Below are 14,358 nucleotides of genomic sequence, written 5' to 3' on the forward strand. Positions count from 1 at the left end.
ATTGATTTTCAATTTCGATTATACCTTAGTTTTTTACTATTAATCAATGTTTTATGTTGGAAAACTTCCAAAAACGTCATTTTATACTGTGAATAAAAAAACTTCATTTGTTCACAAGTATTTCACATTTTATGGAAATGATATGTGTACAGTTTTCCACATTATCCATCTAGGAGGAATTTATATGTACAAAAAAATCGTAGTAAGTATGACTATGGCAGCATTATTATGCGGGATATCTACCTTCCCTGCTTCCGCTACCACGCCAAAAGAAGTAACATTGCACCATTATCATAAGCATATTTCAGAAGAAGAAATGCAGTCGCTCGAAAAACTCGGCTATAACAAACATGAAATTTGGAAAGCTGCTCACATTGCAAGAATGAGTAAAAAAGAAATAAAAGACGTTTTAGCTTACTACAAACAAAATAAATCTTGGGAGAAAACAGCCCAGCATTTCGGTGTAGATCCAAATAAGTTGAAAAAGCATCATATGAATAAAGAGACGAAAAAAGCACTGCTGCAAGAATTAGCAAATATGCAAAAATCTACACCAGACGGCCTAAAACAAAAAATGAAAGATTATAATATCGGATTACGTCAGCTCACAGTATTAACAATCATCTCTCAAAAAAGTAATACCCCTCTCGATGATGTACTGAAAATGAAAAAAGATGGAATGGATATTAAACAAATTGCAGAAAAATTAAATGTAAAAAAAGAAGATATACGAGCAGAAATGATTAAATTAGTGAAGTCTATTAAGGAAAAGAAAACAAATTAATACGCCAAAAAGGAAGAGATTTTCACTACTCTTCCTTTTCTTTATGAACTTTCAATTTTCAAGTATAAATTCCCGTCTTTCCCAAAAACTAACATAAACAAATGATATATGTTAGGGGTGAGAAAATGTTCGGTTTATCATCTAAGAAATCCAAAAAGACTAATACAAAAACAATTTGTTCTATTCCAGAATTTATACATACTATGAAAGAATCTAGCGATTTTGTTTCATATAACGTATTTGAAGATGAAACGTTATGCTTGTTTTATTATAAATCTGTCGTGGAAGCACTTATTATTAAACAGTTTATTTTAACTCCTGTGAAAAAGGAATCTGAACATATTCAAAACATCTCTGACCTATGTAATATTGTCTCTATTGAAGATATTATTACCTCTCCCTCTATTGATGATATTCGTGAGAAATTATTAGGTGGATATATTTTAGTACGCTTAAAAAGCAATTCGAATCCAGATCAATATGCTTTAATTCGCGCCGAAAGTACTGTTTTAGGAACTCGATTATATAACGACACAGAAAATGAGTATAGCGTAATTGGACCTAAAATCGGTTTCGTTGAAAACATTGACACAAATATACACTTATTGCGCCGAAATATTGTAACGGAGCAACTCATTTTCAAAGAAGTTATCGTTGGATCTATGTCAAAAACGAAAGTAGCAGTTGCTTATATCGAAGGGGTTACAAATGAACAATTTATCAATACTGCAATACAACGACTAGAAGACATTGACTTTGATGTCCCATTTGATTCGACTATGATTGAGCAATTTATTAGTGATAATAGCAATTCACCCTTCCCTGTTCTATTACCTACAGAACGATTAGATCGAGCAGTATTTGCATTAATTAACGGGGAAGTTTTAATTTTAACAGATGGCTCTCCATATGCTTTATCGGGACCGACAACGTTACTAGATTTTTTCATTTCACCAGAAGATTATTATTTACCGTGGATGATTGGATCGTTCTTTCGCATGATTCGTTTTTTCGGAGCTATATTTTCTCTTTTTTCCTCCGCTATTTATACAGCGGCTTTAACATATCATTATCAAATGATTCCTGCTGATTTACTAGGACCTATTATTTTCTCGAGAGCGAACGTACCTTTCCCGCCTATTCTAGAAGCACTCTTTTTAGAAATTACAATCGAATTACTTCGTGAAGCGGGAGCACGTTTACCGACAAAAGTTGGACAAACAATTGGTATTGTTGGCGGGATTGTAATTGGGCAAGCATCTGTTGAAGCCGCTCTAACAAGTACGATTTTATTAATTGCAGTTGCTTTATCCGCTCTTGCATCTTTCACAACACCGACTGTAAAAATGTCTTCTACTATTCGGTTGTTACGATTTCCGCTTATTCTTTTAGCTGGTGCATTTGGTGGATTAGGTCTTATCGTCGGGTTTGTATTCATTTTAGCTCATTTAATTAAATTAAAATCACTTGGATCACCTTATTTATTACCTTTATATCCATTTCGTGGTTTAGGTACAGCGGAAGGTTTTCTCCGTTTACCGTTTAGCCAAACTGCACAAAGGCCTTCTTTCCTTAGATCAAAATCTAAATGGCGCTATAACCCAAACAAAGCGAAGCAAAAACGTGATGGTGATAATGAATGAAAAAATTCTTATTGTTCCTTATTATAATCTTTTTTGTTATACAAACTGGCTGTACACAAACGTATGTAGTGGATACGCAACGTATTATTCATGTTGCTGGATTTGACATTACAAAAAACAAAAAATTCCAAGGAACGATTTTATTTCCAGAGTATACACATGGTGTAAAGTCTAAACCAGAAACTCAATCAACATCTGCTCGTTCACTTGAAACAATCGCTTCACGATTAAATGCGAAATCCCCTCACAATGTTGTTGTAGGTCAAATGCGTGTCGTTCTATTTGGAAAAGATTTAGGAGAACAAGGAATGGGGGAGATTATTACTAACTTACAACGTGATCCAAATATCGGGCGTGATGTACAACTAGCAATTGTAGACGGATCAGCTGAAGAGCTTTTAAATTATGGCAAACAAAATGGATCATTATATATTGCTGATTTACTCGAGCAAAATATAAGAAATGAGAACATTCCACAAACTGAATTAAATGTTTTTTTATATAATTACTACTCTTCGGTATGTGATGCCTATGTCCCTTATATTAAGACGGGCGATAACCATTCCGTCGCTGTCAAAGGGCTTGCTTTTTTAAGAGGCGATAAAGTCGTTATGTATACAGATAAAAGACATTCTGTTTTAGCAAAACTGCTAATTAATCCTACAAAAAATGGGCGTTACGAAGCAGCGATAAAAAAGAATAAACATAAAGGTATGGTGGTCATACAAAACTTAGCCGGGAAAAGTAAGTATGAGATTGATCAAACTGGTGACATACCAAAAGTAAAAATCCATTTAAAATTAAATGGATTGATTAAAAATTCTCCTAATTGGATTGATTTAAGAAAGAAAACAAATATCACTTATATAAAAAAACAAATTGAACGAAATGTTGAAAAAGACTGCGAAGAGCTAATAAAACAATTTCAAGAAAAGAGAATTGATCCTTTAGGAGTACGCGATGAAATTAGAAGCCATACGAGAAAATGGAATATAAACCAAATTCGAAATATGTATCCGAATGTAGCTGTGGATATAAATTTGGATATTAACATTGTACAATCTGGAATCGGTGAATAGTGAGGTGAAATAAGCAATGCATACACTAAATAAAACAAAAACTGTCTCTCCATATTTTGCATTTGTTTTATTACATTCTCTTCAAATCGGAATAGGAATTTTAGGGTATCAACGTGTAATTTTAAAAAATGCTGGTTATGATGCTTGGATTTCTCTAATCATAGCAGGCATTGCAACTCATATTGTACTGTTTTGCATGCTAAAAATGTTAGAAAAAGAGGGAGATTTAATTAGCATTCATACAACAAGCTTTGGAAAATGGATTGGTTCTATATTTTCCATAATTTTCACCCTATATTGCTTATTATTTTGCCTGACTGTTCTTCGTACATATATGGAAGTAATACAAGTTTGGATTTTTCCTACCATTAAGCTATGGAAACTAACCTTTATGTTTTTATTAGTGACTTGCTATATTATAAAGGGTGGATTTCGCTCTGTAACCGGAATATGTTTTTGGGGAGTCGTTCTTCCTATTTTCGTTGTATTCTTTTTAATTTATCCAATGAAATATGCACATTTCAGTAACATTTTACCAATTTTTACACATTCACCTTTTGACATGCTTATATCTGCAAAACACTCTGCGTTAGAATTTCTTGGTTTTGAGACAATCTTAATCTTCTATCCATTTATTGAAAAAGGAAAATCCTTAAAAATATGGGCTCATGCAGGTATTGCTTTTAGTACATTAATTTATGTAGTTTTAGCCATCGTATCTTTTATGTATTATAGCGAGGGGCAATTAAATCACACGATTTGGCCTACTTTAACAATGCTAAAAATCATTAAAGTCCCTTTCATTCAACGATTTGAATATATTATTATTTTCGTTTGGTTTTTAATTATTTTGCCAAATCTTTGTTTAACCATTTGGTCATCATGTCAAACGATGAAGCGTTCATTCCATATTCCCTTTAAATTCACATTACCATTTTTTATTTTCATGGTCTTTACAGCTTCCTTATTTTTCACAAATCGTGAAAGTATCAATACATTAAATACGGTACTATCTCAAGCTGGTTTATATATTGTATACGCCTATATCCCAATTCTCTTTCTATTTCATTCACTACGATGGCGTTTCAAAAATCAGTCGAAAAAATCTTCAACCGATACACCATAATCTCTGATACAATTTGAGTAATACATTTGTAAAGGGGACAAGCGTATGAAGAAATATGTATTTTCTTTACTTGCAGTACTGAGTTTAATTCTTGCTGGTTGCGGAGCTACTAGTATAAACGAAAAAAAATCATCTGAATCAAAAGAAGAACATGACCACGCATCGCACACTCAGCAAGCTGACATTCAAGAAAAAACAAAAGGAGTCGACACGCTCCCTACCTTCCTAGACAAGCTTGATCCACAAATGAAAGATATCTACACTGTCGCTGGACAAAATGCAGAGTTATTAGATTGGATTCCATGTTACTGCGGTTGCGGTGAAAGTGTAGGACATAAAAATAATAAAAATTGCTTTATTCGTGAAATTAAAAAGAATGGTGAAGTTGTTTGGGATTCTCACGCAACGACTTGTGTCAATTGCCTAGAAATAGCTGTTGAATCTGCTTCCATGAAACAAAAAGGAAAATCAACGCTGGAAATTCGCAACTATATCGACAATAAATACAAAGAAGGTTACGGTAAGCCAACACCTACGCCAATGCCAAAAGCTTAAAAACGAGGAAATACCTCGTTTTTTCTTTTCATTCACTTTTTTTCTTAACAAATTCTTTCAAGTGTATTTCTCCTTGCTTTTCACACACTATATATAACTCCTCAGTAAGGAGGGTATACAGTGCAAACATATAACGACTATGATAAAGCTCTCTATTACACGTATTGCTGTAATTGGGATAAATTACTCGTTCTTATGGTTCAAACGAACGATCAATTATTTTCTAAGCGTATTGAACATTTTTTACACGCTTATCAATACAGTAAAGAAATGCCAGAAGTTGATAAACAATTGCAGCTCCTATTTCAATATATTGACCACGCATCCCAAAAGTCACATATAGAAGAAGTAGAGCAAATTCAAATGTAAAATATAGCGCTATTCTCATAAAGAGAATAGCGCTTTTTAAAATGTTTATATCAATAAAAGTTTCCCCTTATAAAACTTTTATTGATAAACATATTTTTTCTTTCTTTTCTGTACCACTTCATACTATAATTTAGTATGTAACTATTATAAGAGAGGTATAAAATATGGGACGAGAAAAAAAGCAAGAATATGCTTTACTTACCGCATGGGGAGCTTCTTTTATCGCTACACTAGGAAGTCTTTATTTTTCCGAAATCATGAAATTTGAGCCTTGTGTACTTTGTTGGTATCAACGTATTTTTATGTATCCATTCGTTTTATGGCTTGGTATCGCTGTAGCAAAAAAAGATTATCGCATCGCAAGTTATTCTTTACCAATTGCAAGTATTGGTGCTTGTATTTCTTTATATCACTATGCAATTCAAAAGGTCCCAGCATTTTCAGCAGCTGGAGCAGCTTGCGGCCGTGTACCCTGCACCGGAGAATTTATAAACTGGTTTGGTTTTATTACAATCCCGTTTTTAGCACTTATCGGCTTTATTACAATCGCTGTATGTAGTTTTATTGTAATAAAAAACAAATAAGGAGATGAAACAATGAAAAAAATGCTTATATTTGGTGGTATTATTATCGCCCTGTTTGCAGCCATTTTCGCTGTCACACAAATGGAAGAAAAAAATGCTACTAGCCAAAAAATTGATAATGCTACTGATAGTAAGACAGATGGCCCTGACTACTATACAAATAAAATCTCTCTTTCAGATCTCCAAAAGAATTTAAAAGAGAAAAAAGAAGAAACAGTATACTTTTATCAAACGTCTTGCGTTCATTGTCAAAAGCTATCTCCTGTCGTAGTACCAATGGCTAAAGACTTGAACGTTGATATGAAAGTTATGGATATTGAAAAAATAGATGCTCCTTGGGATGAATATAAAATTAAAGGAACCCCAACAATCATTCACTTTAAAGATGGCAAAGAAGTAAGCCGTATTAGTGGTGAACAACCGAAAGACAAATTAAAAGAATGGCTTGAACAAACGAAAAAATAACGAGAAAAGGAAACTCCTTCTACACATGAAATGGGCGTAAAATCCCAAACTAATGTATAAGGAGGGGGTTTTATGCCAGAAGTAAGATGCTCTGTTTCCAATTGCTCATTTTGGGGACAAGGTAACTTTTGTCAAGCAAGTGCGATTATCGTTCAGCCAGATGCGGATGAAACGGGTCAAACTGAAAATGAATCGTATACAAGTGCAGTTTTAACAAACGAGACACTAGAAAGTTCTGTAGCAACAAGTGTAGAAACTTGTTGTCATACATTTAAGCCAAAATATTAAACATAAAAAGCATACGATTACTCGTATGCTTTTTTACATTCCTCTCCAAAAATCATGCATCATAAAAAAGTACAAAATAACGAGGACAACTGTCCCACATAAAGTAATGCGCCGATATATACTCTTCTCTCCTTCTCTTGCTTTCACAAATGCCCAAATAAATCCGAAGAACAATATTAAATCAACATATGGAACATAAAAAGAAAAGACGAGAAATGCATACAAATACACGATAAATAAACAGGTCGTCACTAAGAAAACTTTAAAAGCAAATTCACTTTTCATAATGGAACCGCCCCCTATCTGTACTGTATTATATTCAGCAAAATACAATAGTTGCAGTTAAACTCAAAGTAGAAATAAGCTACCGTCTATAATACGGTAGCTTATTACGGAACATTATATTTTCGTTTATATATATTACTTAAAACCGAAGAAGGAATTTGCTCATAACGAATTTTTTCTCCAGTTTCATCAACAATATACAAATTGTTTCCTATATAATATAATCCATCTTTTCGTTTTGAATACACCTTATATCTTTCATTCGGCAATACCGTTTTCACTTTCGTTAACTGCCCATTTGGTTCTTGCCAATATATATCGGCACGGTCTACTAACGTAAGCACGCCAATTTGCTCTTCTTTTACTTTACGACCATTCCAGCTTACAACGCGGTAACCAAGCTTATTCGCTTCATATTCAGGGCTCGTATGAAAACGGGAAATGATTACTTTTGTTTGTAATTGGACTCGGTCATATAGCCACTGTATATCTCTGTCATGCATACGGATACAACCATTTGATTCCCTACTTCCAATTGTCCATTCCCGATTTGTCCCGTGAATCGCATATTCATTTTTATCTAGTCCAAGCCATCTCGTACCAAGAGGGTTATTCGGTGCACCACCAGCTATTTTTTTTCGATGGTATTCTTTATTTTTATATTTAGTTATAATACAAAAATCACCTTCAGGCGTAGGGGTACGATCTCTTCCAGTTGTTACGGGGAATGTTTTTGTATAATTTCCATTTTCAAAAAAAGATAATTGGTTTGTCGTAAGATTCACTAATATTAGATGATCTGTGTCAGCAAAGGCACTAACCGGTAGGATGAAAAATAATAGTATGACGAAACATAATTTTTTCATCTATATCTCTCCCCTAGCGCTCACTATAATAAGTGGAATTAACTTTACTTTGCTCTTATAAATGAAAACTATCCATTTACAATAACGCCTCCATTTACATGTATCATCTGCCCAGTAACATAGGATGAATCGCCAGACGCTAAGTATACGTATGCTGGCGCTAATTCATACGGTTGACCAGGTCTTTGCATCGGAACATTGCTCCCAAATTGAGCAACCTTCTTCTCATCAAAGCTTGATGGAATAAGTGGTGTCCAAATTGGCCCGGGCGCAACACCATTTACACGAATCCCTTTTTGTACTAACGACTGAGAAAGTGATCTTGTAAAAGCTACGATTGCTCCTTTCGTTGCGGAATAATCAATTAACGTTTCATTTCCTTCATATGCAACGATAGACGCCGTATTTATAATGACATCCCCTTTCTTTAAATGAGAAAGTGCTGCTTTCGTAACATGAAAATAAGAAAAAATATTAATGCGAAACGTCTTTTCTAGCTGTTCTGCTGTAATATACTCTAGCCCTTGCTGCGGATATTGCTGCGCAACATTATTTACTAAAACATGTAAACTACCTAGCTGCCGGACAGTCTCCTCTACAATATCTTTACAATGTTGTTCATTACTTACATCACCCGGTAACAGCACACACTTTACACCTTCTTGTTCTACACGTTGCTTCGTCTCATTTGCATCTCCATCTTCATCTAAATAAGCAATCGCGATATTTGCTCCCTCTTTTGCAAAAGCGATGGAAACAGCTCGTCCAATCCCGCTATCCCCTCCTGTAATTAATACATTCTTTCCTTTTAATTTTTCGCTTCCTTTATAATTTGGATCTTCAAACTGCGGAAGTGGATTCATTAATGATTCAATACCAGGTTGTTTATTTTGATGTTGCGCAGGCATTGTTACAAAGTTTTTTTGCTGTGGCATAGCTTCTTTCAACTCCTTTTCTTTATAATGCGCACAATAAAGACTGAAATTCACACATCGTTTTACGATTAATATTCGAATTTAAGACACAAAATATGAATTGTTATAAACTTTTTATGCAAAACTATTGCAAAATAGTTAAAAAACGAATATTATATATAACTGTTGTGAAAATTATTCGTAAACAGAAAGGATGTTTATATGTTTAACCTTTCAAAACATAAAACTTCTATTAAAACTGAAATTATGGCAGGTATTATTACCTTCTTAACAATGGCATATATCATTGTCGTAAACCCTGTCATCCTTGGGGATGCAGGAGTTCCATTTGAACAAGCATTTACAGCAACAATTATCGCTGCTGTTGTCGGAACATTATTTATGGCGATCTTTACAAACTTACCAATCGCAATTGCACCAGGTATGGGATTAAATGCTTACTTCTCTTACTCTGTTGTAAAAGCTCATGAAGGCATGACTTTCGCAATTGCATTCTCTGCTGTATTCGTAGCAGGTATGATTTTAATTTTGTTATCATTCACATCTTTCCGTACAAAATTAATGGAAGCAATTCCTGAAAACTTAAAACATGCAATTACTGCTGGTATCGGTCTTTTCATCGCCTTTATCGGTTTACGTTTAACAGGTATCGTTACAAAAAATGAAGCCAACTTAGTTGGACTTGGTGATCTTCACTCTGCTCCAGTACTACTAGCATTAGCTGGACTTGGAATTACAATTGTCCTTATGTCTTTAAATGTAAATGGTGCGCTATTTATCGGCATGCTATTAACTGGTATTATCGCTTTCTTCACAGGACAATTAACATTCTCAAACGGTGTTACATCAATGCCTGGATTACCAGAAGGAATTATCGTTTCAAATCCAATTACTGCTGTATCTGATGTAATTAACTACGGGTTATACGGCGTTGTATTTTCATTCTTCCTTGTTACATTATTCGATACAACAGGTACATTACTTGGTGTAGCTCAGCAAGGTGGATTTATGAAAGATGGAAAGCTTCCAAAAGCTGGACGAGCTCTTCTATCTGACTCATTCTCAGCAACAATCGGTTCTATGTTCGGAACAACACCATCAACAGCTTACATTGAATCATCTGCTGGTGTTGCAGCTGGTGGTCGTACTGGTTTAACAACTGTTACAGTAGCTGTTCTATTCGCACTAGCAGCATTCTTCGGACCATTAGTAAGTGCCGTTTCTGGTGTATCAGCTATTACTGCACCATCATTAATTATCGTTGGTAGTCTTATGATGGGTTCAGTTCGCCACATCAATTGGGACGCATTTGATGAAGCATTCCCAGCATTCTTAGTAATCTTAAGCATGCCACTTACATCAAGTATCGCAACAGGTATTGCACTTGGATTTATTTCTTATCCACTTATGAAAGTGGCAAAAGGACAATTCCGTGCTGTTCACCCACTTGTGTACTTATTCGGAATCTTGTTCGCTTATCAATTGATTTTCTTACCACATTAAAATCCCTCTTTATGAGGGATTTTTTTTATAAAAAATCATTTGACAACACCACAAACTTGTGGAATAATTCAAAATAGTTGAATATTCGATGTCTTATCAAGAGCAGGTGGAGGGATGAGCCCTACGAAGCCCGGCAACCGACCCATTTATGGGCACGGTGCTAATTCTTACAACACGTTGTGTTGAAAGATAAGAGTAATATGATAAGACGTCTTTTCTATATGAAAAGGCGTTTTTTTATTTTCACTCCCTCCCCTCTCTTCTTAGTTTAGGAGGGATTTTTTTATGAAAAAATTGTATTCCATCGTACTCATTGTTCTCTTACTTACATTAACTGCTTGTACAAATGAACAAGATGCTGTCTCTTCACAAAAGCAACAAACTGTGAAAAAGGTGACTACAACAGTAGAAAATCATTTACAAACAGAAATTCCAAACCAAATAAAGAAACCATTAAAAATTGCATTAATTATGCAAATGTCTATTGGAACTTTTTCCTCTCAATATATTGAGGGCGTCAAAAAACAAGTCGAGTTATTTGGCGGTAGTGTACAAGTCTATAATTCTGATAATGATTTAGCAAAAATGGCGGCAAATTTAGATACTGCTATTAATTCAAAAGTGGACGGTATTTTAATAGATCATGGCCGATCTGAAGCGCTAAAATCTGGAGTAGAAAAGGCATTGCAAGCAAATATTCCTGTAGTGGCGTTTGATAATGATCTACGCTTGCCAGGCGTAACGATTATTGATCAAGATGACTATAGTCTTGCATGGAAATCATTAAAAACATTAGCGGAAGATTTGAATGGACAAGGAAATATCGCAGTTGTATGGGTTGGTGGATTCGCTCCAATGGAACGTCGCAATGTTATCATTGATGCTTTTTATAAACGTTATCCAAATATAAAAGAAGTTGCACGATTCGGTACTGCTAGTAATAACACACCGCTTGATACACAAACACAAGTAGAAGCTTTACTAAAAAAATATCCGAAAAAGGGAGATTTACAAGCTATCTTCGCTTCATGGGATGAATTTGCTAAAGGGGCTGTCAAAGCACTCGAACAAGCTGGTCGTACAGATATAAAAGTATACGGCATTGACTTAAGTAATGAAGATTTACAACTCATGCAAAAAGAAAATTCGCCTTGGACTGCTACAGCTGCAACTGATCCAACTGAGATAGGTAAAATTCAAGTACGTTTTTTATATAAAAAAATTGCTGGTGAACAAACTCCAGATATTTATTCGCTAGAACCTTATTTAGTGAAGAAAAATAATTTACCAAAAGAAAATATAACAATGGATCAGTTATCAAAACACATAAATGGTTGGGGAGCTTCAAAAGATGGATATTCCCCTTGGATGAAAAAATTAGAGAAGGAGAAAAACTGATGACATTCTCTCTTCAAAACATTACACATTCTTATCATGTAGCTACACCTGTTCTAGAAGATGTTTCTATTCATATTGAAAAAGGCAAAGTGCACGCTTTACTAGGAATGAACGGCGCAGGAAAAAGTACTTTATTAAAAATAGCAACTGGTGAAATCCAACCAGTTGCTGGCAATATAAAAATCGATAATCAGACTGTTTCCTTTACTTCTCCACGTGATGCAAAAAAGCACGGTATTTCTTTCGTAACACAAGAAGTAGATCACGGACTTATTCCAGGATTATCTGTCTTAGAAAATGTACTAATCGATCAGTTAGCAATGCAAAACCGAGCAATATTCTCAAAATCAAAATTAGTCGCACTCGCGAAACAACACTTACAAACTGTGCAGCTCGATTTAAACGTTTTGGACGACGTTTCAAACTGCTCATTACATGAAAAACAGTTACTTCTTATCGCAAGAGCTTTATCTAACAATACAAATTATCTTTTATTAGATGAGCCAACTTCCTCTCTTGGGCCAAAAGAAGTGGAAACCTTTGGGAAGCTCTTAAAAGATTTAACATCAAAAGGTATTGGCATTATTTTAATTTCTCATCGTCTATCAGAGATTCGAAACTTTGCGGATGATGTAACTGTATTACATAACGGTAAAGTTTCACTTTCTGAAGCTATTACAAAGATTACGGATCAACAAATTGTGGAAGCAATGACTGGAAAACAACTTACACTTCCAATTAATACAGCACCAAAAACCGGAAGAAAAGAATTATTTAAAATACAAGAACTTCAATTACACAAAGGGCATTCTCCCCTTTCTCTCACTGTATGGAAAGGCGAAACTGTCGTGATATATGGATTAATTGGAAGTGGAAAAACAACACTCGCTGAGACCTTATTTGGTGCTCGTCATACGTATCATGCAAAAATAGATGGTCACAACATTACAATTAAAACACCGCGAGATGCAATTAAAGCGAAAATTGCACTTGTACCAGAAGAAAGAAGAAAGCAAGGCGTATTTCTTTCAGAAGACATTATAAGTCACACAAATTTACACCGATCTGGTTGGAGACGAAAACAAACCGAAGTAAATACTGCTACTGCAGCAATTACTTCTTTCGGCATCTCACCAAACGATCCAAAAGCCTTTATTCATTCACTAAGCGGTGGAAATCAACAAAAAGTCTCTATTGCAAAGTGGAACGGATTCAAACCTACTCTATTTCTTTTGGACGAGCCAACTAAAGGTGTAGACATAGCTGCGAAACAAGACATTTTTCAATTCATTCGCAACATTACAGAAAACGGAAGTTCCATAATTTATTTCACAGGGGAACAAGATGAAGCGCTACATATCGCTGATCGCATTCTTATACTGGCAAACGGAGAATTTGTAGGTGAATACTTACCGAACGAACTATCTCCTGAACAGCTTTTACATTTATCTGAAGGGAGTTATTCCATTGAATCTCGTTCATAAAACTAAAAAACTATATTTACCTACTCATCTTTTTTATCAATTTAGTACAATTGCTATCATTATAGGTGTTACAATTTTTTTCTCTATCGTCAATGATTCTTTTTTAACATACAACAATATTAGTGATATTTTACGCTCTATTTCTATCGTAACGTTACTTGCAATTGGTGTTACCTTTACATTAATTGTAGACGGATTTGATTTATCAGTTGGCTCTACCGCTAGTTTAGCAACAATTGCAGCTGCTTCTTGTCTCGTTTTATATCGACAAGAACTATTAGTTACACTGCTTATCCCTATTCTTTGTGGACTGTTAATTGGATTATGTAATGCACTACTCGTTATCCGAATTAAACTACCAGATTTACTAGCTACACTAAGTATCATGTATATCGTTAATGGACTACACTTAACATTTTCAAAAGGATCTTCCATTTATGAAGGAATGTCTGGGGCTAAAGGACATTTTATTCCATCCTTTTTATTTATCGGTCAAGGTTCTGTGCTAGGAATTCCAGTCCCTGTCATTATCATGCTTATCGTCGTTCTGATTGCATATTTATTTTTAGAAAAAACAACGTACGGTCGTTTCTTTTATATGACAGGTGGGAACCGAGAAGCTGCTAGACTAGCTGGTATTCCTACTGATCGTTACCGTGTATATGCTTATATGATTAGCGGTTTACTTGCATCTATAGGTGGTATTATTCTATGTAGCCGTGTGGGAACAGGACAAGTTTCAGCTGGCGCTCCATTATTAATGGATGCCGTTGCAGCTGCCTATATCGGTTACGCAATGTTCGGCGCCCAGAAACCAAATATAGTTGGAACATTCCTAGGCTCCGTATTAATCGGAATTATATTAAATGGCCTCACAATGATGAACGTCCCTTATTATGCACAGGATATAATTAAGGGGAGTATTTTAATTACAGCTTTAGCCTTTTCATTTATTAAAAAGAATCGTAAATAAAAAAGTAGCGCATCAAATTTC

General features: G+C 34.8%; 16 protein-coding genes and 1 riboswitch. Of the genes, 13 read left to right on the forward strand and 3 right to left on the reverse strand.

All coding sequences use genetic code 11. The features are described 5' to 3' along the window. The first annotated feature begins 184 nt into the window (after positions 1-184). From ACXVYO_RS17615 to ACXVYO_RS17655, 9 genes are all read left to right on the forward strand, one after another. Positions 185-784: a hypothetical protein gene (locus ACXVYO_RS17615; protein ID WP_458468026.1), complete on the forward strand. Its 600-nt coding sequence runs from the start codon at positions 185-187 to the stop codon at positions 782-784. Positions 785-909: 125 nt separating this feature from the next. Next, a complete protein-coding gene (locus tag ACXVYO_RS17620; RefSeq protein WP_458468028.1) occupies positions 910-2,427 on the forward strand; it encodes a spore germination protein in 1,518 nt (505 codons plus the stop codon). Further along, a complete protein-coding gene (locus ACXVYO_RS17625) occupies positions 2,424-3,506 on the forward strand; it encodes a Ger(x)C family spore germination protein (RefSeq protein ID WP_458468030.1) in 1,083 nt (360 codons plus the stop codon). The genes ACXVYO_RS17620 and ACXVYO_RS17625 overlap by 4 nt, the downstream gene beginning before the upstream one ends. A gap of 16 nt (positions 3,507-3,522) precedes the next feature. Next, positions 3,523-4,632 carry a GerAB/ArcD/ProY family transporter gene (locus ACXVYO_RS17630; protein ID WP_458468032.1) on the forward strand — a complete coding sequence of 370 codons (1,110 nt, stop codon included), beginning with the start codon at positions 3,523-3,525 and terminating at the stop codon, positions 4,630-4,632. A 45-nt stretch (positions 4,633-4,677) separates the two neighbouring features. Beyond that, on the forward strand, positions 4,678-5,187 hold the full coding sequence (locus ACXVYO_RS17635) for a PCYCGC domain-containing protein (protein WP_458468034.1): 510 nt from the start codon (positions 4,678-4,680) through the stop codon (positions 5,185-5,187). A gap of 120 nt (positions 5,188-5,307) precedes the next feature. Then, on the forward strand, positions 5,308-5,556 hold the full coding sequence (locus tag ACXVYO_RS17640) for a YhdB family protein (protein ID WP_001195460.1): 249 nt from the start codon (positions 5,308-5,310) through the stop codon (positions 5,554-5,556). A gap of 164 nt (positions 5,557-5,720) precedes the next feature. After that, positions 5,721-6,140 carry a disulfide formation protein C gene (locus ACXVYO_RS17645; protein ID WP_000532264.1) on the forward strand — a complete coding sequence of 140 codons (420 nt, stop codon included), beginning with the start codon at positions 5,721-5,723 and terminating at the stop codon, positions 6,138-6,140. A 12-nt stretch (positions 6,141-6,152) separates the two neighbouring features. Next, a complete protein-coding gene (locus ACXVYO_RS17650; RefSeq protein WP_353841562.1) occupies positions 6,153-6,605 on the forward strand; it encodes a thioredoxin family protein in 453 nt (150 codons plus the stop codon). Between the two features lie 72 nt (positions 6,606-6,677). After that, complete coding sequence (locus ACXVYO_RS17655) at positions 6,678-6,893, forward strand: DUF1540 domain-containing protein (RefSeq protein ID WP_001115486.1); 216 nt, start codon at positions 6,678-6,680, stop codon at positions 6,891-6,893. Positions 6,894-6,926: 33 nt separating this feature from the next. Here ACXVYO_RS17655 and ACXVYO_RS17660 read toward each other — a convergent pair whose 3' ends face one another. From ACXVYO_RS17660 to ACXVYO_RS17670, 3 genes are all read right to left on the reverse strand, one after another. Continuing rightward, complete coding sequence (locus ACXVYO_RS17660; RefSeq protein ID WP_000834197.1) at positions 6,927-7,178, reverse strand: hypothetical protein; 252 nt, start codon at positions 7,176-7,178, stop codon at positions 6,927-6,929. A gap of 104 nt (positions 7,179-7,282) precedes the next feature. Then, a complete protein-coding gene (locus ACXVYO_RS17665; RefSeq protein ID WP_458468036.1) occupies positions 7,283-8,044 on the reverse strand; it encodes a L,D-transpeptidase in 762 nt (253 codons plus the stop codon). Between the two features lie 68 nt (positions 8,045-8,112). Continuing rightward, on the reverse strand, positions 8,113-8,979 hold the full coding sequence (locus tag ACXVYO_RS17670) for an SDR family oxidoreductase (RefSeq protein ID WP_458468038.1): 867 nt from the start codon (positions 8,977-8,979) through the stop codon (positions 8,113-8,115). A gap of 201 nt (positions 8,980-9,180) precedes the next feature. On the opposite strand from ACXVYO_RS17670, the gene ACXVYO_RS17675 reads away from it, so the two are divergent. The 4 genes from ACXVYO_RS17675 (at position 9,181) to ACXVYO_RS17690 (ending at position 14,337) form a co-directional block, all read left to right on the forward strand. Beyond that, positions 9,181-10,482, forward strand: a complete 1,302-nt coding sequence (locus tag ACXVYO_RS17675; protein ID WP_073518767.1) for an NCS2 family permease — start codon at positions 9,181-9,183, stop codon at positions 10,480-10,482. 90 nt (positions 10,483-10,572) lie between these two features. Further along, positions 10,573-10,678, forward strand: a riboswitch (SAM riboswitch). Between the two features lie 89 nt (positions 10,679-10,767). After that, positions 10,768-11,880: a sugar ABC transporter substrate-binding protein gene (locus ACXVYO_RS17680; protein ID WP_073518765.1), complete on the forward strand. Its 1,113-nt coding sequence runs from the start codon at positions 10,768-10,770 to the stop codon at positions 11,878-11,880. After that, positions 11,877-13,364: a sugar ABC transporter ATP-binding protein gene (locus ACXVYO_RS17685; RefSeq protein ID WP_458468081.1), complete on the forward strand. Its 1,488-nt coding sequence runs from the start codon at positions 11,877-11,879 to the stop codon at positions 13,362-13,364. The genes ACXVYO_RS17680 and ACXVYO_RS17685 overlap by 4 nt, the downstream gene beginning before the upstream one ends. Further along, positions 13,348-14,337: an ABC transporter permease gene (locus tag ACXVYO_RS17690; protein ID WP_458468040.1), complete on the forward strand. Its 990-nt coding sequence runs from the start codon at positions 13,348-13,350 to the stop codon at positions 14,335-14,337. Before ACXVYO_RS17685 ends, ACXVYO_RS17690 begins: the two co-directional genes overlap by 17 nt. Positions 14,338-14,358 lie beyond the last annotated feature (21 nt).

Source organism: Bacillus sp. BC08 (genome assembly GCF_054326875.1).

Coding starts and splice junctions, on each gene's coding strand:
- ACXVYO_RS17615 (WP_458468026.1), top strand. CDS start 185: ATGTACAAAAAAATCGTAGTAAGTATGACTATGGCAGCATTATTATGC.
- ACXVYO_RS17620 (WP_458468028.1), top strand. CDS start 910: ATGTTCGGTTTATCATCTAAGAAATCCAAAAAGACTAATACAAAAACA.
- ACXVYO_RS17625 (WP_458468030.1), top strand. CDS start 2,424: ATGAAAAAATTCTTATTGTTCCTTATTATAATCTTTTTTGTTATACAA.
- ACXVYO_RS17630 (WP_458468032.1), top strand. CDS start 3,523: ATGCATACACTAAATAAAACAAAAACTGTCTCTCCATATTTTGCATTT.
- ACXVYO_RS17635 (WP_458468034.1), top strand. CDS start 4,678: ATGAAGAAATATGTATTTTCTTTACTTGCAGTACTGAGTTTAATTCTT.
- ACXVYO_RS17645 (WP_000532264.1), top strand. CDS start 5,721: ATGGGACGAGAAAAAAAGCAAGAATATGCTTTACTTACCGCATGGGGA.
- ACXVYO_RS17650 (WP_353841562.1), top strand. CDS start 6,153: ATGAAAAAAATGCTTATATTTGGTGGTATTATTATCGCCCTGTTTGCA.
- ACXVYO_RS17655 (WP_001115486.1), top strand. CDS start 6,678: ATGCCAGAAGTAAGATGCTCTGTTTCCAATTGCTCATTTTGGGGACAA.
- ACXVYO_RS17660 (WP_000834197.1), bottom strand. CDS start 7,178: ATGAAAAGTGAATTTGCTTTTAAAGTTTTCTTAGTGACGACCTGTTTA.
- ACXVYO_RS17665 (WP_458468036.1), bottom strand. CDS start 8,044: ATGAAAAAATTATGTTTCGTCATACTATTATTTTTCATCCTACCGGTT.
- ACXVYO_RS17670 (WP_458468038.1), bottom strand. CDS start 8,979: ATGCCACAGCAAAAAAACTTTGTAACAATGCCTGCGCAACATCAAAAT.
- ACXVYO_RS17675 (WP_073518767.1), top strand. CDS start 9,181: ATGTTTAACCTTTCAAAACATAAAACTTCTATTAAAACTGAAATTATG.
- ACXVYO_RS17680 (WP_073518765.1), top strand. CDS start 10,768: ATGAAAAAATTGTATTCCATCGTACTCATTGTTCTCTTACTTACATTA.